The following is a 22,924-nucleotide window of genomic DNA, read 5'->3' as shown; positions in this document are numbered from 1 at the left end:
TCCGTTTATTTCAGCAGCTACCGGCATCCGTCATGTCGTCAGCCAATTGGCTCCCGTCCAACGACCGCGCGGAGCAGAAAGGAGGCCGCAATGACACGGCCCGTTGTTGAAATAGGCGATAGGGTGGCGGTGGTCGCGACAGTGACCGCGCGCGTCAAGGACCGCGTGACGCTGACGCTCGAGGGCGACAGCCACAGTTATTCGATGGTCGAGCCCAACGCCAAGGCGGGCGACAAGCTCAGGCTTGAGGGCGAAGTCGTCCATGTCGACGAAGATCTCGGACGAACGACCGTGCAGGTTCTGGGGCGCGTGACCGTCGACACCGGATCGGTCGAGATGCTGACGCGGCGTTGCGACCTCGACCACATCGGCTCCAACGTGCCGGGCCACCCTCGCCCGCGCACCCCGCCGACACCGCATGGATGATGCGATCGCCATCGGTGGCGAAAACGAAAAACAACTAGTGCCGCTTGAAATACTGGACTTCGCGTTCGTGCTTTTCCGCGGCTTCGCGCGACTTGAAGGTACCGAGATTGCGGCGCTTGCCGGTCCTGGGATCGATCTTGCGCGAATAGAGCCGGTATTCGCCGGATTTCAGCTTGCGGATCATGGAGACCTCCTGTGCAGGGCCATGACTCCAACCCGCCTGGGGCCGCCTCGGTTCCGATCGCCATGCACCCCGCCCGCGGCCGGCGGCAAAAAAAGCTTCTGTCGGTGAACCATTTCACGGACGCAAACGACCCAATGTAGGAATCGACATCGCAACGACACGATTGAGTCGAATTATTTGTATTCAAATGACTTTCGCGGCGTTATGCGGATGTTGCTGAAGTGCCGGATCTGAGGAGGGTGAGATGGTGACGGCGAAGCTTCACGGTGTTGAACTCGTCAGGGGACAGAAATGGACGGTCCGCGTCACCGCCTACGGCACGACGCTCATCTTCCCCTTCGAAGCCGAGCAATATGCGCGCTCCTACGCGGATGGCCAGGCTTTCCGCCTCGGCGTAGAGGTTGTCGAGCTGAAGGACTGCGCCTGAGAGGCCAAATCCAGCGTTCGTCCGTTGGCCTGAAGACCCGCACAGCCGTATAGAATAGGCTCATGTCGGCTCTGGACTCGGCAAAGCAATGGGCGCACGCCATCAAGCGCGACGCTGTGGCGCTCTGGATCGCAGCCCGTGATTCGCGCGTGCCCTGGTACGCAAAAGCCACCGCGGGCGCCGTCGCGGCCTATGCGCTGAGCCCGATCGATCTCATACCGGACTTCATCCCGATCATAGGCTATCTGGACGATTTGGTGATCGTGCCTCTCGGCATCATGCTCGCGGTCAGGTTGGTGCCGCCCGACCTGATGCGGGAATTCCGCGAAGAAGCCACGCGACGCGAGAAGCCGATCAGCAAGGCGGGTTTCGCCTTCATGATCGCGGTCTGGGTGCTGGCGGCGCTGGCGCTCACCTGGCTGTTCTGGCCGAAGCCGGCCTAAGCCCGCCTGTTTGGACTCGACCGGACGGCGTCGATTGTTGTCGAACTGGAAGTTCTTGCGCCAGCACGGCGCATATCCGGCTGCATTAGCAGCACCTTGTATTCGATGCAAATCAGGCTCATGCTCAAGGGTGAGCGAAATTACATGCGCTACAGGTGGGTCAAAAGGGGTAAGGCGTTATGGAGTTTGCAGTCTGCTACGATCACAGCGGGTTCGATCTGGCACGATCGATCTTCCTCAATCTCTGCGCTTTTCTTGCTCTGATGACGCCATGGGCGATCGCGCGGCTGATCGAGATCGCGCGCGAGGATGCCGCGGCCGGATTGCAGGTCGCGTGACGGGCTGAAAGCCGCGTTCCTGGAATTGCCCTAGAGCGCGTCGATGAAACGGATTCAGGCGACGCGCTTTAACCCTGTTTTGATGCATGTCCTTGTCCCAAAACCGCCGCGCACTTCTGGGCGACATGCATTAACCGTCGCGGCCGACCTTTCGGATCGACAGGTCGCCGAGCAGGGCCGAACAGTCGATCTCCTCCTGGAAATGCGCCTGCGGATCGAGCACCAGCCAGGAAGCGTGGGTGCGAAGCTTCTTCAGCCTGGCGTTCTTTTCCGCACGCGCCAAGCGCTCCGCCTCGTCTGTTGAGGCCTGAAACGGCTTTTCGGCGTTATGATGGTGGGGACTCCTCGACATCGCGGCCTAGAACGCGACTGACCTGCTTTTCGTTCCGCCACATTGCGATGGCCACGGCCATACATTCCTTCGGCGCCTCGCGACGACGACGGACCGGCCTTGGATCATTCAGGGAGTAGGGTAGCCCGGCTTGCCTTGGCGGTAAAAGAGTACGGCTCTCTTACAGGCAAGCCGGGCTAAAGCGCCGACCATTGGGTTTCCTTGGGGGGAGCCGACGCGAGCACAGAGTGTCCGTTTCCACCTGCGCCCGCAATTGTCGCCGAGGTCCTATGCGCCGGCGCAATGGTCCGAACAGCCAGGGCCGAAGCGTTCCCGCCTGGAACCATCCGGCTCCCGGACGCCTGAACGCTCAACCTCGCATAAGCCGGCTGCCTTTTTGGAGCGTGCTCTTGACGAAATGCTCGGCGTGCCGCGCCCAATCGGCTTCCGTGACGTCGTTCTCCCGAACAGACTGCCTGAAAGCTTCCCGCAATGCCTCGAGCTCAAAGATCGACAGCCGCTGATTTCTTTTATGGTTTTTTGTGCCGACGTCCATACTGCGTTGCCAGAAACAGCAAGGTAACGTCCATCGTATAAGCGGCGCGTCTCCGGCCGATCAAGGCCCTGGCTCTGACTTCTTTTGGGGGCAAATGCCGTCGCGAGTTCCCGGGTTTTGTGCGAGGACAGAGCGTTTCGGCCGCGGGAGTCTGGCACCCGATAGATATCGCTATATTCATGTCCACAACGCCCGAGGCAGGACCACCCTGGAGCGAGACGGCCGTGGCGCGGCGCTATATTCCGCGAGGCACACGTCTTTCGGTCTGGACCTGGGCCAGGATTGGTGATTTTGTCGGCGCTGCAAGAATTCAGGTGGCAGCCGGCCCGCGTCTTCCCCGCCAACAGGAGCGACGCGGGCATTTGCCATTCGGGGCGTGACCTTGCCGCTTGCTAATCGCAATTGCTGGCGGGCCGGCAACGGCCCGTCATTAACCTTCCTCATCGGCACGGACCAAGGTCGGTGTCGCAATTGCGTCACCTCGCCTATACTGTCGCGAACGGGTGGGTGAATGGTGTCGATGTTTGGGAGGTATCTGAAACGGCTTGCAGGAATCTGGAGCGGGCTCTCGCTTGCCTGGCAGTTCGTGATCGCGGGCGGCATCGGCCTTCTGGCGGTGATGCTCGTGGTCGGGCTGTGGGTGACATCGCAGATCCGTGACGGCGTCCTGCACAATTCCGCCGCCACCACCGCACTCTATGTCGACAGCGTGATCGCGCCGCTGCTGCCCGACATGCGCAAGAGCCAGGAGCTGGACGACACCGTCAAGCGGGCGCTGGACGAGACGCTCGGCCAGGGGGCGCTCGGAAAAAGGCTGGTATCGTTCAAGCTGTGGCGGCGCGACGGCAGAATCCTCTATTCGAAGGACGCGAACCTTATCGGCAGGCAGATCAAGCCCAATGCCAACCTCATCGCCGCCTTCGCCGGCAATGTGATGGTCAAATACAACTATAACAGGCTCGAAGACGAGGAAGACGACAAGGAACGGTCGATGGGAGTGCCGCTGCTCGAGATCTACAACCCGGTGCGCGAACCCTGGTCGGGCGAGGTCGTGGCCGTGACCGAATTCTACGAATTGTCCGGCGATTTCGAGGAATCCCTGCACTCGGCCCTGTTGTGGAGCTGGCTGGTGGTGGCGGGCGCCACGGCGGCGGCGCTTGCCCTGCTCTCGGGCATCGTTTTCCGCGGCAGCCGCACCATCGTCACGCAGCAGGCAGCGCTCGAGGCCAAGGTCTCCGAATTGCAGGCGGCGCTGGCGCAGAACTCGTCGCTGCGGCAGCGCGTTCAGCGCGCCTCGCGCCGCGCCACCGCCATCAACGAGCGCTATCTGAGGCGCATAGGCGCGGACCTGCATGACGGGCCGGCGCAACTTGTGGCGCTCGCCGCGCTGAGGATGGACAGCCCGGCGCTGGTCGATCCGGCCACGTCGAGCACGCTGCGCGAAGCCGAGATCGCCGGAATCCACAAGACGCTCGGCGAAGCGATGCGCGAGATACGCGGCATCTGCAACGGGCTGGTGCTGCCGCAGATCGAAACGCAGGCCATCGCCGACATCCTGCGGCTGGCGGTGGCCGAGCATGAGCGCCGCACCAGCACCAATGTGTTGCTAACCCTGCCAGAGCGCTTGCCGGAACTCGGCACCTCGGAAAAGATCAGCATCTATCGGTTCGTGCAGGAGGGCCTGAACAACGCCTTCCGGCACGGCAAGGGCAAGGGCCAGCAGGTCAGGGCCACGACGAAAGGCGGTAAGCTTCTCGTCGAGGTCGTGGACACGGGCCCCGGCTTCGACCCGGCCCGAAGCGAGGGACTTGGGCTTGCGGGCCTGAGAGAACGTATCGAAAGCATAGGCGGTCAATTCGAGACACTGACCGGACCCGGAGGAACCAGACTGGTGATCACCTTGTCTGTCGAGGAGCAACCGTGAGCACATCCATCCGCATCGCAATAGTCGACGACCACCCACTGTTTCGCGAGGGCGTGGCGCGCAGCCTCGGCGAGATAGGCGGCTTCGAACTCGTGGGCGAAGGCGCCAGCGCCGAGGACGCCGAACGGCTGGTGCGCGCCAGCACGCCCGATATCCTTCTGCTCGACATCAGCATGCCGGGCGGCGGCCTCAACGCGCTTGCCAGCATCCTTTCAGCGACGCCTGAGCAGAAGGTCGTGATGCTGACGGTGTCGGAGACCAATGCCGACGTCGCCCAGGCGCTGAAGGCCGGCGCGCGCGGCTATGTGCTGAAAGGCGTCGGCTCCAAGGCGCTGGCTGAGATCCTGCGCGATGTCGCCAACGGCCAGAGCTATGTTTCGCCGAGCCTGTCGGCCAGGCTGCTTTCCGACCTTCTGCAGCCCACCGGCAGCAAGCCGGACCCCCTCGCCCAACTCACCGGCCGCGAGGCCGAAATCCTGAAGCTCGTCGCGGAGGGACTGAGCAACAAGGAAGTCGCCGCCCGGCTGTCGCTGCAGGAAAAGACCGTCAAGCATCACATGACCAGGGTGCTCGCCAAGCTCAACGTCCGCAACCGCACCGAAGCGGCGCTGCTGATGCATGAGGCGAGGGAGAGGAACTGAGGGGCTGGAGAATTGAGGAAATGAGGAAATATTGCGTGGAGAGCTGAGGCGACAATGAAACGGTGACTGCCCGCTTTCTTCAGTTCTTCAGTTCCCCGCCTCCCAACACAGATCACCCCCGCCTCAGGGAGACGGGGGTGACGTGCAAGGCGCGGCAAAAGAGGGTAGCTTCTCCCGGCCCTCACAAGTTCAGCAGACGATTCAGATCCTCCTCCGTTGCCTGCCGATTGATGATGGTGCGGCCTTGCGCGTCGATCATCTCGAAACGGCCGTTCTGGACTTCTTCCTTCATGCCGTTGCGATGGACGACGGTGACCTTGTTGCCGTCGATCGAGAGCGTGTCGCCGGTTGCCGGGTTGCTATAGCTGTTCTTGCCGCCGGGACTGGCATTGCCCTTGCCGCTGTTGTTGCCAGGCCCGGCATTGGGGTTGCCGCCCCCGGCATCGCTGTTGTTGGAATTGCTGCCGGCGTTACCGTCGTCGCCGGCGCTTCCGGAATTCGAGCCGCCCGTGGAGCCGGAATTGGAGCCACCAGCGGAGCCGGAGTTGGAACCGCCGCCGGAACCCGAATTTCCGCCATTGCCATTGCCGCCGCTGTTGCCGTTGCCGGCGTAGGCGGCGGACACGAGCTTTGTCACCTTGCCCGGCGCCAACAGGCAGGGCGCGACCAACACCGCCAGCGCGACAGAGAGGCGCAGCGAGAGGTCAGCTAGCCTTTTGCAGGCGGGTTGGCGCATTCTTTTCCTTCTTGCCGGTTCCACCTCGGTGTGCCGAAGTTCCGCTCGCGGCACAGCCGAGGTGGAACCGGTCTCTTGACAGGGGCAAGGATCACATTCCGGCGGCGCGACGAAAGCGGCCCACGACCCATGCTCCAGCCGATCAGACCATTTCCGCCGCCATGGGTGACCAATGTCTCAACAGCAAACATCGCCGCAGCTTGAAAAAATTACCCCCGCACGGAGGCGGGGGTAAGGTGAGTAGCCAGATTCCATCGCAAGACGATCAGGACCGCAGAGACGAAGCAAAAGGTGGCAACCTGATTTTGCAGCGCTGACCTTCGATCCCTTAAGATCTAATCCGGATAAAACCTCGCTCTCACAAACTGTACTCTCACAAACTATTCAGGCGATTGAGATCGGCCATGGTGGCTTTGCGGTCGACGATGGTGCGTCCGTATTTGTCTTCCATCCTGAACCGGCCGTTCTCGATCGTCTCCTTCATTCCATTGCGGTGCGTGACCTGAATGCTGCCGGCGGTGGCCTCGACCTTATCGCCGGTCGCCGCGTTCACGTGGCTGTCGGCATCAGCGGCGCTTGCCCCGCCGGCACTGTTGCTCGAGCTGTTGTTCCCGCTGCTGTTGCTATTGCTGTTTCCGCTGTTCCCGCCGCTATTGCTGTTTCCGCTGTTCCCGCCGCTATTGCCGTTTCCGCTGTTCCCGCCGCTATTGCCGTTTCCGCTGTTCCCGCCGCTATTGCCGTTTCCGCTATTCCCGCCGCCGTTCCCGCCGCTATTGCCGCTGCCGTCCCGCCGCTGTTTCCACCACCATTGCCGCCGCTGTTCCCACCGCCATTGCCGCCTTTGCCGGCATAGGCCTTGGTCACAACGGCACCATCGACGGAGAGACTGAAAGGCGCGACAACAAGCGCCAACGCAGTCAGCGCTCGCAAGACCAACCCGCAGCCCCCGCGCGATGCGCGCATCCCGCTATCCCCACGCCAGTCCTTCAGCCCGTCGACCGAACTACCCCACCGGCAATGTCGCAGCATAAGCATCCCCAATCAGCCCATGATTAGGAAGTGGCCCACGACCCTTGTCTTGTCCACTCGGACTTATTGCTATTTTCGATACGACCTAAGTCTTATTTCAACCACCGGATGTGGTCGGATATTGCCGCTGCGCCATCGATTCTCCAGGCGGGGCAACGCTCTAAAGCGCGCCGCTGAGAAATGGATTCGGGCGACGCGACCGGCTTCCGCTGGGTCAGGTCGGCGAAGGCGCAGGCCGCCGCGCTGCGACCGCCGTGCCGAAGGCGGCGACAATGACGGCGGCGACGCCGGCGCATTGCAGAAGGTTGAGCTTCTCTGCCAAAAACAGGAAGCCGGTCAGGGCGGCGCCCGCCGGCTCCAGGCACACCAGCATGCCGTAGACCTTGGCCGGCATGCGGGCCAAGACCAGCATCTCCAGGTAGAAGGGCAGCGCGCTGGAGAACAGGCCGACCACCGCCGCGCCCGCCATGATGTGCGGGTCACTGAGATAGGGCTGCGCAGCGCCGAAGCCGAAAGGCAGGGCCAGCACCGCGGCGATCGCCATGCCATAGGCGGAGGTGCGCACGCCGAGCTCGGCGCCGGCCTTCTGCGCGAAGATAATGTAGAGCCCCCAGCAGGCGCCGGCCGCGAGCGCCAGCGCCACGCCCAGCGGATCGAGCCCGCGGCTGATCCCGGCAAAGGGCGACAGCAGCACGACGCCGGCGATCGCCAGCCCCACCCAGACTAGGTCGAGCAGGCGCCTGGAGCCGAGGGTGGCGACGAAGAGCGGTCCGGTGAATTCCAGCGCCACGCAGATGCCCAGCGGAATGCGCTGGAGCGCGGCATAGAACAGCAGGTTCATGGCGCAGACGGTGATGCCGTAGGCGGCGAGCCAAGGCAGGTTTCTCCGCGAGGGCAGCACCTTCCATGGCCTCAGCACCGCCCCCAGCATCAGCGCGCCGATGGCAAGCCTCAGCATGGTCGTGCCCTCTGGCCCCAGCACCGGGAACAGGCCCTTGGCAAAGGCGGCGCCGATCTGCACCGACAGCATGGAGCCTAGCAGGCCGAGCACGGGCATGGCGCCCATTTGCGCCTGCGGTTTTGCAATCGGCGTCGACGTCACTTGCTCTCCGTCCCCCCTGCCCTGGTCGGAATCGGAAATAAGGCCTAGCGGCTGCGCCGTCGTGAGGCAGCGGGCGGCGGATGGTGGGACAAGGCGGCCCTCTCTCTCCCGAGAGGCTTCGTTGCGTCGCACAAGAGCTTGAAAATCAAGGTGCTTTTACAGACTTTGGCGATAGGACCCTACCGCTCCGTTCGAACCTTTTCGCAATATTCTCGACCCACTCGCAGTGGTTGCTTGATAACCTTCCGACACCCCTGCCGATTATACTTGCCAAAAATCAGACCAATTGCCCACGGCTGAATAGGACCATTGGATGGTCCGAGCGGATATTTTCACAACACAACTATTTGCGCCCCACAACGGCATCACAACTTATTTCAGGATCGTAAGCATTTTGTGTTGCACCGCAACATATGCCGCGACAATCGTGGGGTGGGGGCATGCCTGTTGGGAGGCTGCCATTATTGTGACTCGGATGGGCATTCCGCCGGCCGGCAGGGACTGCGCACCCGGCCCCGACGGCGAGCGGTCGGCCCGCAGCGGCAAGGTTTTCTCGACCTCCGCCGCATGGTGCGACCGATTTGGCGGATGCCGCTGATGGCGAACGCGCGCGACATCCAACTCGACGCATTGCGGGCCGTTGCGGTGACGCTGGTGCTCTATGCGCATTTCCTCGCGCCAAACGGCACCTCCTTCCTCGGCCACCTCGGGGTCAGGCTGTTCTTCGTGCTCTCCGGCTTCCTGATCACCCGACTGTTGCTGGACGCACGTGACACCGGTGCTTTCGCCTCCGGCCCCGCGCTGCGTTCCTTCTATGCCAGGCGCATGATCCGGATCTTCCCGCCCTATTTCGCGGTGCTGGCGCTGGTCTGGTTCACCGATCTGGAACAGTCGAGGCCGTCGCTTGCCTGGCATGCGTTCTACCTCTCGAACTTCTGGTACGCGCGGCAGAACGACTGGACGCCCTGGCTGCTCTGCCACTTCTGGAGCCTCAGCATCGAGGAGCAGTTCTATCTCGCCTGGCCGCTGATCGTGCTTCTGGCGCCGCGCCGGCGCATCGAGGTGATCGCCATCGGCGTCATCGCCTTCTCGCTCGCCTACCGGTTCTACTGGCCGATCGCCGCCAGCCCGGCGCTCGCCCGCGACCTGCTGCCGCCGGCCTCGATGGACGCGCTTGGCTGCGGCGCGCTGCTTGCCGTCCGCCGCGCCAGGGGCGCGGATGCGCCGCAATGGATGCGCCTCTGCTGGCCGGCCCTGGCGGTGGTGTTCCTGTTCGTGGTCGGGTCCGACCCCGGGCCGGTGAATTCGGCCTGGGAGTGGCCGCGCTGGGCGCTGGTGCAGGTGCTGCCGCTGGTGCCGCTGGTCGCAATCGTCGCTGCATGCTCGAACGGTCTTGGGGGCACACTCGGCAGGCTGGCCGAACTGCCGCCGCTGCTCGGGCTCGGCCGCATCAGCTACGGCGTCTACCTCTACCATCCGATCCTGCTCGCCTATGCCGTCAAGGCGCAGCCATGGATCCCGCTCAACGTCTCGCAACAGGGGCCGGGGCGGTTCCTCGTCGCGGGTGCCGCCACCGTGGTCGTCGCCTCGCTTTCCTGGGTGTTCTTCGAGAAGCCGCTCAACGGTCTCAAGCGCTATTTCCCCTATGTCGCGCCCGCTCATCCGCGCGGCGCGAGCGAGGCCTTCCGGTTCGGCGCCGCCCCGGCACTCGATCTGCGGCCGACGGACCGGAGCCGGCCATGACCGCGGCGCCTCTCATCTCCGTGCTGTTGCCGGTCTACAATGCCGAGCCTTACGTGGCCGGCGCAATGCAGTCGATCCTGCGGCAGGACTACGGCCGGCTCGAAATCATCGCCATCGACGACGGATCGACCGACCGGTCCCTGGAAACCCTCGAACGCTGCCGCCGGGACGACAGCCGCGTATCGATCATCTCGCGCGAAAACCGTGGCCTCGTCGCCAGCCTCAACGAGGGGCTGGCGGTCGCGCGGGGCGAGCTCGTCGCGCGCATGGACGCCGACGACTTCGCCTATCCCTGGCGGCTGTCGCGCCAGGCGGCACTGTTTGCCGCGCGGCCGGAGCTCGGCTTCTGCGGCGCGCTGGTGGATACGCTGCTGCACGGCCGCATCGCCCGGGGCCGGTTCGATCCGGTGTTCCGGCTCGACCTCCCCGTGCTGGCAAAATTCTTCACGATCTTCCTGCACCCGACCGTGGTCTACAACCGCAAGGTCATCTCCGAGGCCGACCTCCACTACGACGGCAACTACCGGCACGCCGAGGATTTCGACCTCTTCCGGCGGCTGGCCGACCGCTATCCGGCGGCGCTGATGCCGGAAAGCCTGCTGGTCTACCGCCTGCACCCCGGCAGCGTGACCAGCCGGCACAGCAAGGAGATGCGGCGCACGCATCTCAAGATTGTCGGCGAGAACCTCGAGCGCCTTGGTTTGGCGCAGGGCTGCGAGGACCTGCGCGCCATCGGCGATCGGGTCTGCCTCGACACCGTGCGACGGGCGGCAGCTTTCATCCGGGCGCTTGAAGAGCGGATCGCGACACTGCCGGACCCGACGCGGCCGAGCTTCGAGGCCGGCGTGCTCAACCTGTTCTATTTCCTCTACCAACTCGTCAACGACGAGGAGCGGCCGGCGCTGACGCATGAATTGCTGACGCTGACCGGGAAATGGAACGCGATCCGCCGACGCGAGAAATACGCGCTCGGCCCCGGCGCCTGGGCTCCCTGGCTGAGCCAGGCCTCGATGTGGGCTGGCAAGCGCGCCGATGGGCTTGCCTATCGCTTCAAATCCGCGCCGGCAGCGTCAGTGCTGGCGCCCTATCGGGTGGAGACGGCATGAACGCCGAGCGCCATCCGCTGCTGCGGCACCTGCGCCCCGCCCTGCCTCCTCCTCCGTGGCCCAGGCAGCGGCCACAGGTTTCCTTCATCGTCTGCACGCGCGACCGGCTGGACGTGCTCGAAGCCTGTGTCGATTCGATCCGCGCCGCTTGCCGGGCGCACCCGGCCTACACAGCCGAACTGGTGGTGGTCGACAACGGCTCACGCGACGGCACGGCCAGTTATCTTTCGGCGACCGCCGCGACCTCGGATATCACCCTGACCGCAATCTCGGAGCCTCGCCCCGGACTGGCGGCGGCGCGCAATGCGGGGCTGGCGCGAGCACGCGGGCGGGTGCTGGTGTTCGTCGATGACGACTGCAGGCTCGACCGCAACTATGTCGCCGACCTCGAGCGGCATTATGCGAGCGGCGAGAAATGGCTGATCCGCGGCGGCCGCGTCGAGACCGGCGACGCGCTGGATCTGCCCTTCACCATCAAGCGCTGCGATAAGCGCGAGCGGCTCACGCCGGCGGTCCATCCGGGCGGCTTCGTGCTCGGCTGCAACATGACCATGCACCGCGCGGTTGCCGCCCGCATCGGCCCCTTCGACGAACGCTTCGGCGCCGGCGGCGTGCTGCGCTCGGCCGAGGACACGGACTATCTGGTGCGGGCCATGCTTGCCGGCATGGCGGTGGAATATGTGCCCGACATGACGATCTTCCATCATCACGGACGGCGCGACCGCATGGCGATCGACCGGCTGCATCGCGACTACCATTTTGGCAACGGCGCGCTGTTGTTGAAGCATTTTCGCCGCGCGCCCTGGCTGCTGCGCCATTTCTACTGGGCGGCCCGGGCGGCCATGCGCGAGCTCGTCGGCGGGCCGCGCTTCGACCAGGAGCTCAAACTGTCGCACTGGCCGATCGTTCTGATGAACCTGGCGGGCGCGGCGAGCTTCATGGCTCTCGTGCTTGTCAGGCGGCCGGGTCGGCGGCCGCAGTCGGGCAACGAGACCATCGAGGCCAGAGTGGAGGCCGGCGCGTGATGAGCAGGCGCCCGACCCTGTCGATGCTGCGCCAGGCGCTCGGCCGCCATCAGCTCGGCCTGTTGCCGATCGTCGTCGCGCTTGGGCTTGCCAGCGCGGCGCTCGAAGGCTTCGGCATCGGCCTGATCATTCCGCTGCTCGGCATCATCATGGGGCATGGCGAGGCGACCGGATTGGCCGGACTGTCGGCCCTGCTGCAGAAGGTCGGCGCGGGGCTTGGCGAGCGCGAGCGGCTGATCGCGATCGCGGCCGCGATCCTTGGCGCGATCCTGCTGAAGAACCTGCTCGGCATCGCCAATTCGGTGCTGACCGCCCATATCTACGGCAAGGCGAGCCAGGCGATTCGCGGCGCGCTCGCCGGGCGGCTGCTCTCCGTCGGCTATCCCTTCTTCCTGAAGGAGAGTCCCGGGCGGCTGCTCAACATCGTCTCCAGCGAATCCTGGCGGGCGTCGGATGCCATCCAGGCGACGCTGGGCTCGATCGTCAGCGCCTCGGCCGCGATCATCCTGCTCGTCTTCCTGCTGCTGCTCTCCTGGCAGATGACGCTGCTGGTGATGCTCGGGCTGGCGCTGGTCCAGGCAGCGCACATGGCGCTGTCGGCGCATCTCAGAAAGCCAAGCCGAAGCGTTGCCTCGCGCAACAGCGCGCTCGCCTCGCGGATGCTGCATCTGGTCCACGCCGGCCGGCTGATCCGCATTTTCGGGCAGGAGGCGCGCGAGAAGGCGGCGTTCGAGACGGCGTCGGACGGCGTGCGCCGGGCGGCCTTCCAGCTTGCCAACCGCCAGGGCGCGCTGGCGCCGCTGACCGAAGTGCTGCACGCCATGCTGTTCCTGGCGGTGGTGATCGGCGCATGGCTCGCGGGTATGAGCTTCCCGCTGGTCGCGGCCTTCCTGATCCTGCTCTACCGGCTGCAGCCGCATGTCAGGGCCTTGCAGATGACATGGAGCCAGTTGCAGGGACTGTCAGGCTCGTTGGAAGAGGTGACCTGGCTGCTCGACCCCAAGGGCAAGCCGGCGGCGCCGCAAGGCAGCCGGCCGTTCGCGTCTCTAAGCGAAAAAATCGCCTTCGAGGGCGTCAGCTTCAGCTATGCCAATGAGGAGCAGCGCGCGGCGGTGCTGCATGCCGCGAGCTTCGACATAAGAAGCGGGCGCTCGACGGCGCTGATCGGCCGCTCCGGCGCCGGGAAGACGACCATCGTCAACCTGCTCTGCCGCTTCGTCGAGCCGGACGGCGGACAAATCCTGGTCGACGGCACGCCGCTTGGCGAGATCGATCCGGTCGCCTGGCGGGCGCACATCGCCCTGGCCAGCCAGGAGCTGGAGCTGGTGGACGGCACCATCCTCGACAACATCACCTACGGCAAGGACACGGCGAGCATGGAAGAGGCGCGCCGCGCGGCCGAGCTTGCCGAGGCGCATGAGTTCATCGAGCGCCTGCCGCAGGGCTACCAGACGGTTGTCGGCTATCGCGGCGTCAACCTGTCGGCCGGTCAGAGGCAGCGCATCGCGCTTGCCCGCGCCCTGTTGCGCGATCCCGACATCCTGATCCTCGACGAGGCCACCAACGCGGTGGACGGGCTGTCGGAGGCGGCGATCGTGGAAACACTGAAGTCGCGCGCCGGCCGCCGCACCACCATCGTCATCAGCCACCATCATTCGACGATCTCGTTCTGCGACGATCTGGTGATCCTGGAGCATGGACGGGTGAGGAAGCAGGCACCATTCGCCGAGTTCGCGGCGCGCAGCATGGATGAATTGTATCAGCCGGAGTGAGGGCGTGGGTGGCGGCGGCGCTTCAAGCGTGCATGGCAGCCTGGCGCATGCATTATCCAGCGCAGTGCTGGTCGACCCCCACTCCGTCTCGGCTTCGCCGAGCCACCTCTCCCCGATCGACGGGGTAGAGGAACGGCGCCAGGGCTTTTGCCGTCGACGCTCGTCCAGGACGCGCCCTTCCTTTCCCTCCGGAGGGGGGGAAAGGTGGCGCTGCGAAGCAGCGACGGATTGGGGGAACCACGTGGCAATCAAGCCTCAGGTCGATCGGTCACGCCAGTCACGGAACGCGCCGGCCTGGAAAGCAGTTGGAGGGAACCCGCCAGCGTCGCAGGCCCCTCTCCGCCCCACTGCGCGGGGCACCTCTCCCCCGCCCTGGCGGGGGCGAGGAACCAGCGCTTCTCACCCCGCCATGGCGAGCGGCGCGGCGCTCTTGTTGGGAATCTGGATGTCGATCTCCAGCGTCGACATGGTAGCGCCCCGGTCCATCGAGACCTGGAGGTAGTCCTGGTCGATCTGCACATGCTTGGCAATGACCGCCATGATCTCCTCGCGCAGGATGGAGACGAGGTCGGGCTGGCCGCGGCTCTGGCGCTCATAGGCGAGCAGCAGCTGCAGCCGCTCGCGCGCCACCGGCGCGCTAGTGCGCCGCTTGAAGAGGTCGAGGATGCTCATGCGGCCCTCCTTCCGAGCAGCCGGTCGAGGAAGCCCTTGCGTTCGAAGGGGACGACCACCGGCAGGTCTTCGCCTTCCAGGCGCCTTGCCGCTTCCAGGTAAGCCTTTGCGGCACCATTGAGCGGTTCCGAGAGCGTGACTGGCGAGCCGAGGTTGGAGGCCCGCAGCACGTCCTGGCTTTCCGGGATGATGCCGAGCAGCGGCGTGGAGAGGATCTCCAGCACGTCGTCGATCGACAGCATCTCGCCGCGCGAGGCGCGCGCCGCGTCGTAGCGCGTGACCAGAACGTGTTTTTGCACCAGCTCGCCCTGCTCCGCCTTCATGGTGCGAGCGTCGAGCAGGCCGATGATGCGGTCGGAGTCGCGCACCGACGACACTTCCGGGTTGGTGACGATGACCGCCTCGTCGGCGAAGCGCATGGCGAGCTGTGCGCCGCGCTCGATGCCGGCCGGGCTGTCGCAGAAGACATAGTCGAACACCGAGCGCAGCCTTGCGATGACCTCCGCCACGCCCTCTTCGGTCAGCGCGTCCTTGTCGCGGGTCTGCGAGGCCGGCAGCAGATAGAGCGTCTCCAGCCGCTTGTCGCGGATCAGAGCCTGCGACAGCTTGGCCGTGCCCTGGATGACGTTGACGAGGTCGAACACCACGCGGCGCTCGGCGCCCATGATGAGGTCGAGGTTGCGCAGGCCGACGTCGAAATCGACCAGCGCCACCTTCTTGCCGGTCTTGGCCACGGCGGCGCCGAGCGCGGCCGTCGAGGTCGTCTTGCCGACGCCCCCCTTGCCCGATGTGACCACGACTACCTTGCCCATTTATACAGCCTCCGTTGGCGATTTTTATTCATGACCGTGCCGGGCACGGTGGACTCGTTAACAACTTTGGCACGCGAAACCGGTCCGAAGCTTGCGGCCTCAGCCGAGCGGCACCACACACAGCGCATCATTGTCGAGGAAGGCCTGCACGGCCTTGCCGCGCGACACCCCTTCCATCTCCTCGGCAGTCGTGTACCAGCCGTCCACGGCGAGCAGCTCGGCCTCGTTCTTGCGGCAGAAGATGCGCGCCGAAACATTGCCTTCCGAACCGGCGATCGCGCGGCCGCGCAGCGTGCCATAGACATGGATCGAGCCGCCGGCGACGATTTCCGAGCCGGACGCGACCGAGCCCAGCACGATGACGTCGCCATGCGGATGAAAGATCGATTGCCCGGAGCGGATCGGCGCCTTGATCATCAGCGTGCCGGCCGAAGGCTGCGCCGGCTCGGCGGCCGCGCTTGTGGCTTGAGCCGGTTCGATCCTGACCGCTTCGAGCCTCGCCAGCTCGGGATCGACCGGCTCATCGCCGGACATCGCGATCTGCGGAGCCTCGGCCGGCGCCGCCTCCGCGACCGGCTGGATCTCGCCAGCGGCCTGAGCCTGCTCCCCGGCGACGACTTCCAGTTCCTCGGCCCGCGCCTTGCGCGCGGCGCGGCCCAGCAGCCCCTCGGCGGTCGCTTCCTTGGCGCCGGCCAGCAGCGGCGGCAGTTCAGGCCCGAGCTCGGCGCCTTCGAGCTCGATGGCATAGACGCGGATGCCGCGCGAGCCGAGCACGCCCACCAGCGCGCCGATCTCCTCCGGCCCCGGCTGCAGGAGGTTGAGATCCAGCACCACCGGACGCCCGTTGAAATAGCCCGGCGAGTTGGCGATCCAGCGATCCAGCCCCTCCAGCCAGTCGGCGATCGGCGCCTCCGGCGTCAGCGTGAAAGCGACGAAGGAACGCGCGCGGAAGCGGATCGATTTGTTGTGCAGGGGGGCGGCGAAGGTCACGTCCAGGCGAATCCTTACTCAATGGTTAAAGGGTGCCGGGCGAATGGTTAACAAAAGGTTAATTTTGGGGATCTAGGCCGTTAAGGAAGTGGCGCGGCTAAGTTCTGTGGCAGGGCAGCCACAACGCCTGTCGACGCCCGCGTGATGCGCCGCAGGTGGATCACTCGGGCACAGACGGCTGCAACGAACATCTTGCTGTGCATATCGCCGCCGAACATGGTCCTTTGCGACAACGACTCGCCGCCGGGCAACATAGCGCGACAATTCATCGTCACGCGAGTGATCCCTTCTGTCGGCCAAATGATATCAGCGTGACAGCCTCTTCTGCCGACTCTGATAAAAGGCCCATATTCACCCGGAGCCCCTCTCATGCCCCTCCTCCCCGCCTTCCGCACCCTCCTCCCCACCGCGACCATTTGGGACGCCGCCGAGCTCGCCTCGCGCGATCCCGGCTTCGATGCCCGCAACTTCGGCGCATCCGCGCTGGTGCGGCCGCGTGATGTCGAGGACGTCGCGACGCTGGTGACGTTCTGCGCGGAGCGTGGCGTCAGCCTTGTCCCTCAGGGCGGGCGCACGGGGCTGGCGGGCGGGGCGGCGACGTCCGAGGGGCAGATCATCTGCGATCTCGGCGGGCTTGCCCAAATCGAGGAGATCGATCCGTTCGCGCGGGTGGCGATCGTGCAGGCGGGGGTGACGCTCGGCGCGCTGCAGGAGGCTTGCGCCGTCCACGGGCTCGACCCGGGCATCGATCTTGCCGCGCGCGGCAGCGCTACCGTCGGCGGCATGGTTTCCACAAATGCCGGCGGCATTATGGCCTTTCGCAACGGCACGATGCGGCACCGGGTGCTCGGCCTCGAGGCCGTGCTGCCGGACGGGCGAGTGTTTTCCGATCTCACAAGGGTGCTGAAGACCAGCGCCGGCTATGATTTGAAGCATCTCTTCATCGGCGCGTCATCGGCGCGGAGGGCACGCTCGGCATCGTCACCCGCGTGGCGGTGCGGCTCGATCCGGTGGCCGGGGCCGGCGCCACAGCCCTTGTCGGCGTGCCCGATGCGGCCGGCGCCCAGCGCATCGTGCGGCATTTCCTGGGCTCCACCAGCGCGCGGCTTTCCGCCGCCGAGATCCTGTGGCGCAATTTTGCTTCGCTGATGCAGCGGGGGCTGGGCTATGCGCCCGGGCAGCTGCCGCTCGATGCGCCCTGCCTTCTGGTGCTGGGGCTCGGCGCCGACAGCCTGGAGGCGGCCAGAGGCGCGCTGGAGGACGGGCTGGCGGCGATCTGGGAAGAAGCCGGCATCCTCGACGGGCTGGTCGCGAGCTCGGAGGCGCAGGCGGCCCAAATGTGGCGGCTGCGTGAGGAGACCGAGCAGATCGAGCGCGCGCACCCCATGGCGCCCTCCTTCGACGTGTCCGTGCCGGGCGGCGCGCTGGACGCCTATGTGGCGCGCATCGAGGCGGGGCTGAAGCGGATCGACGCCGCCTACGCGCCCTATGTCTACGGCCATCTCGCCGACGGCAATCTGCACATCTCGATCAATTGCGACGGGCCGGTCCCGCACGAGCGGCACACGGCGATCGAGGACGTGCTATATGACGGGCTGCGCCAGGCAGGCGGCTCGTTCTCGGCCGAGCATGGCGTCGGGCTGGAAAAGCGCGAGGCGTATGATCGGCATGCGGATCCGGTGAAGCGGGATCTGGCGCGGGCGATCAAGGCGTTGATCGATCCGGGCAATGTGATGAATCCGGGGAAGGTCGTGGGGTGAAAGCACCTGTTTCCTCGCCTGTGCTGAGCGGGACACGCTGAGAGACCATCGAGGCAGCGCGGGTGAGAAGGAACGAGGCGCTGTTCCAACCTGGCAACCGGCAGCCAGGCAACCTACCCCGCCATTCTCGCCACGCCGGGCGACACTTGCCGCATGGAGCTGGGCGCGAAGCCGTAGGTGCGGCGGGCGGTGCGGCTCAGATGCGCGGCGTCGGCGAAGTTGGCGGCATGCGCGGCATCGGTCCATGAGGTTCCGGCATAGCCGAGCTCGAGCGCCCGGTTAAGCCGCGTCCACAGAAGATAGGCGCGGAAGGAAATGCCGGTCTCGGCCACGAAAAGATGCCGGAAGCGGCCGGCCGAAAGGCCGACATGCCGCGCCACGCTTTCCAGGTCCAGCGGCTCGGCCAGCAGCCGGTCGATGAAGGCGGCGGCCCGCAGGATACGCGGATCGACCGCACCCGCCGGGGCGGTTCCGGACAGCGCGTAAAGCACTTCGAGCGCGGCGGCCTCAAGCTCCTCGTCCGGGTCGCCGGCATCGAATTTCCTGCGCAGCCCGGCGGCGAGCGGCGCGATCTCGGCCGGCGGCACGCCGACTATGCCACCTGCGCCGAAGCGGCCGATCAGGCCACGGCCGAGCGCCGATTCCGGCGCGCAGAACAGATGCGCGATCATGCGACCCGGCGCCTGGAAGGTGTGCGGCAGGTCGGGCGGGATGACGGCGCCCGCATAGGCCTGCCAGGGGGCAGCATTGTCCGTGCGGAACTCGACGCGGTCTGACAGGGCGATGGCGAGCTGGACGGCATGGTGGGCATGCATTTCGCTCGGGCCCAGAGCCTGCCCGATCCACAGGCTGCCGCCCGACCAGAAGATGATCCTGCCGATGCCCGCGATCCCCATCGCATCGGTATGCCACGAATCGCGCGGGCCGGCAGCCCCTACGTTCAATCCAGCAGGCGCGCGGGCGGCTATGTGGCGCGCCATCGCAAAACATGGAGCCGAAAAATGACCACCACGCACTTCATCGATGACCTCGCCGCCATCGACCGGCGCAGCCCCGCCGTCTCGCAGCCCGCCGGCCAGCGGGGATGCCTGCGCCTCGCCTCATCGCTCCTGCTTGCCGGGCAGATCCTTTACATCGCCGTCACGCAGCTCCACGCCGGGGGCGAGGCCAACGACCATCACGCCATCTTCGCCACCTATGCCGCGAACGCCATCTGGATGGCGGTGCATCTCGGCCAGTTTGCCGGGATGGCGATCCTTACCGCCGGCCTGGTGGCGCTGTCCCTGGCGCTCGACGCCGACGCCGGCGCGGCGCGTTGGCTTGGCCGCCTCGGCACCGCCTTCGCCCTGGCGGCGCTGGCGCTCTACGGTGCTTTGCAAGCGGTCGACGGCGTAGCGCTGAAGCAGGCGGTGAATGCCTGGGCGGCCGCGCCGGACGCCGAGAAGGCGGCGCGCTTCGCCACCGCCGAGGCGGTCCGCTGGCTGGAATGGGGGATGCGCGCCTACCAGGATTTCACTTTCGGCCTGGCGCTGCTCGTCTTCGCCGCGGCGCTGGCGCGCGTCGCCTGGCCGGCGCGCCCCGTCGGCTGGCTGGCCGGGCTCTGCGGCCTTGCCTACCTGGCGCAGGGCTGGGTGGCCGGCACGCAGGGTTTCACGACCGCGCAGTCGGTGGCGATCGTGCTGTCCTGGGTGCTTGGGTTGGCCTGGATGGGCTGGCTGGCGGCGCTCTCGCCGAGGCAGGACAATTGATCATCGAAGGCGGCGGGAGCGCGAAGGAATGCGACGCGTTCCAGCTGGCCTCCCTGCGCTGCCTCAAGCCGCCAGTTGCATTTCCTTCGCTGCCGCGATCATCACACTTGCCAGCAGACCGTAGGCCGCGGTCCAGGCCACGCGCGCCTCCTGCGTGAAAGCCTCGCCGAGGCCGGCCTCGAGCGTCTGGATCAGCGCCTGGCCGACGGTCGCGTAGTGATGCTCCTCGACGCCGTAGCCGACATGGCGCCGGGCGAGGTCCTGGATGGTGGGCAGGATTGTATCGGCGCGCGACAGCCCGTGCACGACAAAGCCCAGCGCCGCCATCAGCTTGGCGCCCTGCTTCTTCATGTCGGTTTCGACAAACAGCGCCCTGAGGCTGCCGTCAATGGCGAACAGCTTCTCGTAGAACAAGGCCGCGGCCGCTTCCTTGATCGGGACGACCTCGCGAAAACTCTCCTGCACCAGCGTGATCTGCTCGGGTGTCATCGGCTCGTAGCTCCTGGGTTTCGGGATGCCAGAACCATCGAGCCTTAGCGTTTCGCCGGCATGCCGGTTGTAGGGATGGTGTGTTTCAGCTTGGTCTCAGGCAAGTATCAAGGTGGCGGAGGCCAGTTCCTCGCTCAACCAATATGGGAAAGTGGCTCGGCAAGCCGAGACGGAGCGGGCGCAAGGCTCGATTTGGAAAGCAGCCGCCCTACGAAGCCCCCCTCCGTCCGCTTCGCGGCCACCCTTCCGGTCCTTCGGACCCCCCGCCTCTGGCGGGGGCGAGGAAAAGCGCCGGCGCTACTCGCACTGGCGGCGCGGGCCGCCGTCGAAGGGCTGGTAGGTGTTGTCGCTCGGATCGTAGGAGCGGTAGCGACTGAAGCAATAGTCGACATGGTCGCCCGAGACCCGCCGGCCGGAGGCCTGGGTGGCCTCCGCCTCGGGCGACATCTCCTCCGGCGGGCCGCCATAGGTGGTGGCGTAACCGTCGCTGGACGGGGCATAGCCTTCCATCTCGGCCTGGTCGTCGGTGATCCCTGTCGTGGCGGCCTGCCGGTCGTTCGCGCCCTGATCGCTTTGGCCGGTCGAGGCGGTGCGGTCGCCGGGGTCGTAGTAGGGCGAGATGCAGGGGCGCAGCTCGCCGCTGTAGGAGCGGTAGCTGTTTTCGTCCGGGCGGTAGCTGCGATAGCGCGACGCGCACCATTGCAGATGGGCGACGGGCAGTTGCCGCTCAGCCTGCCGGTCGGCCGGCGCTGGCTGCCTGGCCACGTTGGCGTCCGGCGTGGGCTGGCTGGGCCCGGAAACATCCGGCAATGGCTGCAGCTTCGGCTGTGCTGGCGCCGCGAGCGCCGCGGTTTGGGTGGCGCCACCCGCCGTCTTGATCGGTTCACCTGGTGCCGCCACTGGCGCGGCCGCCGCCTGCTGGGCGGGAATGCGCTCAAGGTTCTGCTTTTGCGGATCGACCGGCTGCGCGTCCTTTGTCCAGAGCTCGGAAACGCCGATCGTGGGGGTTACCTGGCGCACCGGCTTGGCGGCCAGCATCCAGGTGGCGAAGGCAAGCCCGCTGGCAAACACGGCCAAGGTCAGCACGAACCCACCGGCAATTCCCAACAAAGCCTTCACACGGCGCTCCTTCAGTCCCCGCTCATAGAATGCGGGGCGTGGAATCCAGTTCCCACAGGAAGAGGGCAATGTTGCGGCCAGGGCTGTGCCGAACGGGAGAGCCCCGCATGCCCCGGGGAGAGGCAGGCGAGGCTCAATGATCGCTAGAAGGGACCTAGCCGGGGACTTTCTCAGTTGCAGACTTTGATGATCCAAAGGATCAAGCGCAGCGTCGCGCCTTTTCCGACCCGCTGCATCGTGCAAACGAAGGAACAAAAGCACGCAATCCTTCATCTATAGGGTGCGGTTTTGACAGCCTTCGACCCACGCTCGTCTCAGCCGGCGGGTGGCCACCTGCCCGTCGGTTAGGCCCGGCGGCCGGCATATTTGCCCCCAACAGGGCTGCCGGGCCGCCTTGAGCGGAGAACCCCCGCTTCAGGCCAGCACCTCGCGATATTCCCTCACCTTGCCGTCCTGGCCTCTGATCAGCCAGGTGTCGCCGTCGCGGCCCTCGATATGGCTCGCCGCCAGCGGCACCTTGCCGCCGCCGTCCGGCAGGTCGATGACATAGGTGGGGTTGCAGATGCCGGAGAGGCGCCGGCGCAGTTCCGCCACCAGCGCCTGGCCCTCGGCGATCCCGGTGCGGCGGTGCGCCATGCCGCGCGCGAGGTCGCCGTGGTGCAGGTAATAGGGTTTCACGCCGAGACGGTACATCAGCTCGCGGCAGAGCTCCTCAAGCACCTCGACATGATCGTTGATGCCTTTCAGCAATACACTCTGGTTGAGCAGCACGAAACCCGCCTGCCGCATCGTGCGGCAGGCTTGCTCCGCGGCCTGCGTGATTTCCCGCGCATGGTTGAAGTGCGTGACCACCGTCACCACCAGCCGGCCCTGCAGCGCCTCGACCAGACCTGGGGTGATGCGCGACGGCAGCGCCACCGGAACGCGGGTGTGAATGCGCAGCAGCCTGAGATGCGGGATCGCCTCCAGGCGGGCGCGGATCTCGGCCAGCGCCTTGTCGGGCAGTGACAGCGGATCGCCGCCGGTCAGGATCACCTCGCGAATCTCCGGATGCCCGGCGATATAGGCCAGCGCCGACTCCAGCGCCTCGCGCGTGTAGCCGCGGCCGATCGAGGTCAGCGACTCCTTCCTGAAGCAGAAACGGCAATAGACGGCGCATTGATAGGTGGGAAACAGCAGCACGCGGTCGGGATGGCGATGCGTGAGCCTGGGCACCGGGCTGAAGGCATGGTCGCCGATCGGATCGTCAAGCTCGCCCTCGGCGGCGACCAGCTCGTCCGGCGACGGGATCACCTGGGCGCGGATCGGATCTTCCGGGTCGCTCCAGTCGATCAGGTCGAGATAGGGTTTTGGCACGCGCACCTTGTGCGCTGCGGCGGCTTCCTGCGCGGCGGCGCGCTCGGCCGGCGAGAGCGGCAGGGATGCGAGGTCGCGGACATGGCGCACGCCGGCGCGGACATTCTCCTGCCAGGCGGCGTCGGCGGCCGGTTGTTTGAGATCGGTGGTCATCGAGGTCCCGAGACAGATTTGCGCGGGATATCGGCTGTATGG

26 protein-coding genes are annotated in these 22,924 nt (G+C 66.0%); 13 read left to right on the top strand and 13 right to left on the bottom strand.

Annotated elements, in window-relative coordinates; all coding sequences use genetic code 11:
* Positions 1-90 precede the first annotated feature (90 nt).
* A complete protein-coding gene (locus P9272_RS26925) occupies positions 91-426 on the top strand; it encodes a hypothetical protein (protein WP_128260786.1) in 336 nt (111 codons plus the stop codon).
* Positions 427-460: 34 nt separating this feature from the next.
* On the opposite strand, the gene P9272_RS26920 is transcribed toward P9272_RS26925, so the two are convergent.
* Complete coding sequence (locus tag P9272_RS26920; RefSeq protein WP_112100506.1) at positions 461-610, bottom strand: hypothetical protein; 150 nt, start codon at positions 608-610, stop codon at positions 461-463.
* Between the two features lie 244 nt (positions 611-854).
* On the opposite strand from P9272_RS26920, the gene P9272_RS26915 reads away from it, so the two are divergent.
* From P9272_RS26915 to P9272_RS26905, 3 genes are all read left to right on the top strand, one after another.
* Positions 855-1,037 (top strand): hypothetical protein, encoded by a 183-nt coding sequence (locus P9272_RS26915; RefSeq protein WP_036258067.1) that lies wholly within the window; start codon positions 855-857, stop codon positions 1,035-1,037.
* Positions 1,038-1,099: 62 nt separating this feature from the next.
* Positions 1,100-1,480 carry a YkvA family protein gene (locus P9272_RS26910; protein ID WP_278162903.1) on the top strand — a complete coding sequence of 127 codons (381 nt, stop codon included), beginning with the start codon at positions 1,100-1,102 and terminating at the stop codon, positions 1,478-1,480.
* A 179-nt stretch (positions 1,481-1,659) separates the two neighbouring features.
* Complete coding sequence (locus P9272_RS26905; protein WP_278162902.1) at positions 1,660-1,818, top strand: hypothetical protein; 159 nt, start codon at positions 1,660-1,662, stop codon at positions 1,816-1,818.
* Positions 1,819-1,948: 130 nt separating this feature from the next.
* Here the strand turns inward: P9272_RS26905 and P9272_RS26900 are convergent, their stop codons facing one another.
* Both P9272_RS26900 and P9272_RS26895 read right to left on the bottom strand, forming a co-directional pair.
* On the bottom strand, positions 1,949-2,101 hold the full coding sequence (locus tag P9272_RS26900) for a hypothetical protein (protein WP_278162901.1): 153 nt from the start codon (positions 2,099-2,101) through the stop codon (positions 1,949-1,951).
* A gap of 418 nt (positions 2,102-2,519) precedes the next feature.
* Positions 2,520-2,705: a hypothetical protein gene (locus P9272_RS26895; RefSeq protein WP_278162900.1), complete on the bottom strand. Its 186-nt coding sequence runs from the start codon at positions 2,703-2,705 to the stop codon at positions 2,520-2,522.
* Between the two features lie 520 nt (positions 2,706-3,225).
* Between P9272_RS26895 and P9272_RS26890 the strand changes: the two genes are divergently transcribed.
* Together P9272_RS26890 and P9272_RS26885 are read left to right on the top strand one after the other, a co-directional pair.
* Positions 3,226-4,629, top strand: a complete 1,404-nt coding sequence (locus P9272_RS26890; protein ID WP_128260783.1) for a sensor histidine kinase — start codon at positions 3,226-3,228, stop codon at positions 4,627-4,629.
* On the top strand, positions 4,626-5,270 hold the full coding sequence (locus tag P9272_RS26885; RefSeq protein WP_128260782.1) for a response regulator transcription factor: 645 nt from the start codon (positions 4,626-4,628) through the stop codon (positions 5,268-5,270). Before P9272_RS26890 ends, P9272_RS26885 begins: the two co-directional genes overlap by 4 nt.
* A 181-nt stretch (positions 5,271-5,451) precedes the next feature.
* Here the strand turns inward: P9272_RS26885 and P9272_RS26880 are convergent, their stop codons facing one another.
* The 3 genes from P9272_RS26880 to P9272_RS26870 all read right to left on the bottom strand — a co-directional run bounded on the left by P9272_RS26880 (position 5,452) and on the right by P9272_RS26870 (position 8,137).
* On the bottom strand, positions 5,452-6,006 hold the full coding sequence (locus P9272_RS26880; protein ID WP_128260781.1) for a hypothetical protein: 555 nt from the start codon (positions 6,004-6,006) through the stop codon (positions 5,452-5,454).
* Between the two features lie 373 nt (positions 6,007-6,379).
* Complete coding sequence (locus P9272_RS36100; protein ID WP_347404071.1) at positions 6,380-6,559, bottom strand: hypothetical protein; 180 nt, start codon at positions 6,557-6,559, stop codon at positions 6,380-6,382.
* A gap of 690 nt (positions 6,560-7,249) precedes the next feature.
* Positions 7,250-8,137, bottom strand: a complete 888-nt coding sequence (locus P9272_RS26870) for a DMT family transporter (protein WP_128260779.1) — start codon at positions 8,135-8,137, stop codon at positions 7,250-7,252.
* A 597-nt stretch (positions 8,138-8,734) separates the two neighbouring features.
* Between P9272_RS26870 and P9272_RS26865 the strand changes: the two genes are divergently transcribed.
* Genes P9272_RS26865 through P9272_RS26850 form a run of 4 tightly spaced genes read left to right on the top strand, consistent with a single transcriptional unit; the run spans position 8,735 to position 13,783 of the window.
* The gene (locus tag P9272_RS26865; protein WP_278162899.1) at positions 8,735-9,880 is read left to right on the top strand and encodes an acyltransferase; all 1,146 of its coding nucleotides are present in this window, start codon (positions 8,735-8,737) and stop codon (positions 9,878-9,880) included.
* Positions 9,877-10,986 (top strand): glycosyltransferase family A protein, encoded by a 1,110-nt coding sequence (locus tag P9272_RS26860; protein WP_278162897.1) that lies wholly within the window; start codon positions 9,877-9,879, stop codon positions 10,984-10,986. The genes P9272_RS26865 and P9272_RS26860 overlap by 4 nt, the downstream gene beginning before the upstream one ends.
* On the top strand, positions 10,983-12,011 hold the full coding sequence (locus P9272_RS26855; protein WP_278162896.1) for a glycosyltransferase: 1,029 nt from the start codon (positions 10,983-10,985) through the stop codon (positions 12,009-12,011). The genes P9272_RS26860 and P9272_RS26855 overlap by 4 nt, the downstream gene beginning before the upstream one ends.
* The gene (locus P9272_RS26850) at positions 12,011-13,783 is read left to right on the top strand and encodes an ABC transporter ATP-binding protein (protein WP_278162895.1); all 1,773 of its coding nucleotides are present in this window, start codon (positions 12,011-12,013) and stop codon (positions 13,781-13,783) included. The genes P9272_RS26855 and P9272_RS26850 overlap by 1 nt, the downstream gene beginning before the upstream one ends.
* A 399-nt stretch (positions 13,784-14,182) precedes the next feature.
* Here P9272_RS26850 and minE read toward each other — a convergent pair whose 3' ends face one another.
* The 3 genes from minE to minC form a co-directional block, all read right to left on the bottom strand.
* Positions 14,183-14,455, bottom strand: coding sequence for a cell division topological specificity factor MinE (gene minE, locus P9272_RS26845; RefSeq protein ID WP_042638296.1), 273 nt, complete (start codon positions 14,453-14,455; stop codon positions 14,183-14,185).
* On the bottom strand, positions 14,452-15,267 hold the full coding sequence (minD, locus tag P9272_RS26840) for a septum site-determining protein MinD (protein ID WP_042638294.1): 816 nt from the start codon (positions 15,265-15,267) through the stop codon (positions 14,452-14,454). The genes minE and minD overlap by 4 nt, the downstream gene beginning before the upstream one ends.
* A 99-nt stretch (positions 15,268-15,366) precedes the next feature.
* Positions 15,367-16,257: a septum site-determining protein MinC gene (gene minC / locus P9272_RS26835; protein WP_278162894.1), complete on the bottom strand. Its 891-nt coding sequence runs from the start codon at positions 16,255-16,257 to the stop codon at positions 15,367-15,369.
* 369 nt (positions 16,258-16,626) lie between these two features.
* Between minC and P9272_RS26830 the strand changes: the two genes are divergently transcribed.
* Positions 16,627-17,406, top strand: a complete 780-nt coding sequence (locus P9272_RS26830; RefSeq protein ID WP_278162892.1) for an FAD-binding oxidoreductase — start codon at positions 16,627-16,629, stop codon at positions 17,404-17,406.
* On the top strand, positions 17,301-18,017 hold the full coding sequence (locus P9272_RS26825; protein ID WP_347404070.1) for an FAD-linked oxidase C-terminal domain-containing protein: 717 nt from the start codon (positions 17,301-17,303) through the stop codon (positions 18,015-18,017). Before P9272_RS26830 ends, P9272_RS26825 begins: the two co-directional genes overlap by 106 nt.
* Positions 18,018-18,130: 113 nt before the next feature.
* Here the strand turns inward: P9272_RS26825 and P9272_RS26820 are convergent, their stop codons facing one another.
* On the bottom strand, positions 18,131-18,913 hold the full coding sequence (locus P9272_RS26820; RefSeq protein WP_278162889.1) for an AraC family transcriptional regulator: 783 nt from the start codon (positions 18,911-18,913) through the stop codon (positions 18,131-18,133).
* Positions 18,914-19,018: 105 nt separating this feature from the next.
* Here P9272_RS26820 and P9272_RS26815 point away from each other — a divergent pair, with 105 nt between their 5' ends.
* Positions 19,019-19,765: a hypothetical protein gene (locus P9272_RS26815; protein WP_278162888.1), complete on the top strand. Its 747-nt coding sequence runs from the start codon at positions 19,019-19,021 to the stop codon at positions 19,763-19,765.
* Positions 19,766-19,828: 63 nt separating this feature from the next.
* On the opposite strand, the gene P9272_RS26810 is transcribed toward P9272_RS26815, so the two are convergent.
* The 3 genes from P9272_RS26810 to P9272_RS26800 all read right to left on the bottom strand — a co-directional run bounded on the left by P9272_RS26810 (position 19,829) and on the right by P9272_RS26800 (position 22,882).
* Positions 19,829-20,254: a globin family protein gene (locus P9272_RS26810; protein ID WP_278162887.1), complete on the bottom strand. Its 426-nt coding sequence runs from the start codon at positions 20,252-20,254 to the stop codon at positions 19,829-19,831.
* Positions 20,255-20,551: 297 nt separating this feature from the next.
* A complete protein-coding gene (locus tag P9272_RS26805) occupies positions 20,552-21,373 on the bottom strand; it encodes a BA14K family protein (RefSeq protein WP_278162886.1) in 822 nt (273 codons plus the stop codon).
* Between the two features lie 414 nt (positions 21,374-21,787).
* The gene (locus tag P9272_RS26800; RefSeq protein WP_278162885.1) at positions 21,788-22,882 is read right to left on the bottom strand and encodes a KamA family radical SAM protein; all 1,095 of its coding nucleotides are present in this window, start codon (positions 22,880-22,882) and stop codon (positions 21,788-21,790) included.
* Positions 22,883-22,924: the final 42 nt, after the last annotated feature.

Source organism: Mesorhizobium sp. WSM4976, assembly GCF_029625685.1.
Lineage (GTDB): Bacteria > Pseudomonadota > Alphaproteobacteria > Rhizobiales > Rhizobiaceae > Mesorhizobium.
Note: the sequence above shows the minus strand (reverse complement) of the source record. Positions and strands in the feature narration are given on the sequence as shown.

Excerpts from the sequence above, each read along its gene's own strand:
- P9272_RS26925 (WP_128260786.1), top strand. The coding sequence starts at position 91 with ATGACACGGCCCGTTGTTGAAATAGGCGATAGGGTGGCGGTGGTCGCG.
- P9272_RS26920 (WP_112100506.1), bottom strand. The coding sequence starts at position 610 with ATGATCCGCAAGCTGAAATCCGGCGAATACCGGCTCTATTCGCGCAAG.
- P9272_RS26915 (WP_036258067.1), top strand. The coding sequence starts at position 855 with ATGGTGACGGCGAAGCTTCACGGTGTTGAACTCGTCAGGGGACAGAAA.
- P9272_RS26910 (WP_278162903.1), top strand. The coding sequence starts at position 1,100 with ATGTCGGCTCTGGACTCGGCAAAGCAATGGGCGCACGCCATCAAGCGC.
- P9272_RS26905 (WP_278162902.1), top strand. The coding sequence starts at position 1,660 with ATGGAGTTTGCAGTCTGCTACGATCACAGCGGGTTCGATCTGGCACGA.
- P9272_RS26895 (WP_278162900.1), bottom strand. The coding sequence starts at position 2,705 with ATGGACGTCGGCACAAAAAACCATAAAAGAAATCAGCGGCTGTCGATC.
- P9272_RS26890 (WP_128260783.1), top strand. The coding sequence starts at position 3,226 with ATGTTTGGGAGGTATCTGAAACGGCTTGCAGGAATCTGGAGCGGGCTC.
- P9272_RS26880 (WP_128260781.1), bottom strand. The coding sequence starts at position 6,006 with ATGCGCCAACCCGCCTGCAAAAGGCTAGCTGACCTCTCGCTGCGCCTC.
- P9272_RS26865 (WP_278162899.1), top strand. The coding sequence starts at position 8,735 with ATGGCGAACGCGCGCGACATCCAACTCGACGCATTGCGGGCCGTTGCG.
- P9272_RS26860 (WP_278162897.1), top strand. The coding sequence starts at position 9,877 with ATGACCGCGGCGCCTCTCATCTCCGTGCTGTTGCCGGTCTACAATGCC.
- P9272_RS26855 (WP_278162896.1), top strand. The coding sequence starts at position 10,983 with ATGAACGCCGAGCGCCATCCGCTGCTGCGGCACCTGCGCCCCGCCCTG.
- P9272_RS26850 (WP_278162895.1), top strand. The coding sequence starts at position 12,011 with ATGAGCAGGCGCCCGACCCTGTCGATGCTGCGCCAGGCGCTCGGCCGC.
- minE (WP_042638296.1), bottom strand. The coding sequence starts at position 14,455 with ATGAGCATCCTCGACCTCTTCAAGCGGCGCACTAGCGCGCCGGTGGCG.
- minD (WP_042638294.1), bottom strand. The coding sequence starts at position 15,267 with ATGGGCAAGGTAGTCGTGGTCACATCGGGCAAGGGGGGCGTCGGCAAG.
- P9272_RS26830 (WP_278162892.1), top strand. The coding sequence starts at position 16,627 with ATGCCCCTCCTCCCCGCCTTCCGCACCCTCCTCCCCACCGCGACCATT.
- P9272_RS26820 (WP_278162889.1), bottom strand. The coding sequence starts at position 18,913 with ATGGGGATCGCGGGCATCGGCAGGATCATCTTCTGGTCGGGCGGCAGC.
- P9272_RS26815 (WP_278162888.1), top strand. The coding sequence starts at position 19,019 with ATGACCACCACGCACTTCATCGATGACCTCGCCGCCATCGACCGGCGC.
- P9272_RS26810 (WP_278162887.1), bottom strand. The coding sequence starts at position 20,254 with ATGACACCCGAGCAGATCACGCTGGTGCAGGAGAGTTTTCGCGAGGTC.
- P9272_RS26800 (WP_278162885.1), bottom strand. The coding sequence starts at position 22,882 with ATGACCACCGATCTCAAACAACCGGCCGCCGACGCCGCCTGGCAGGAG.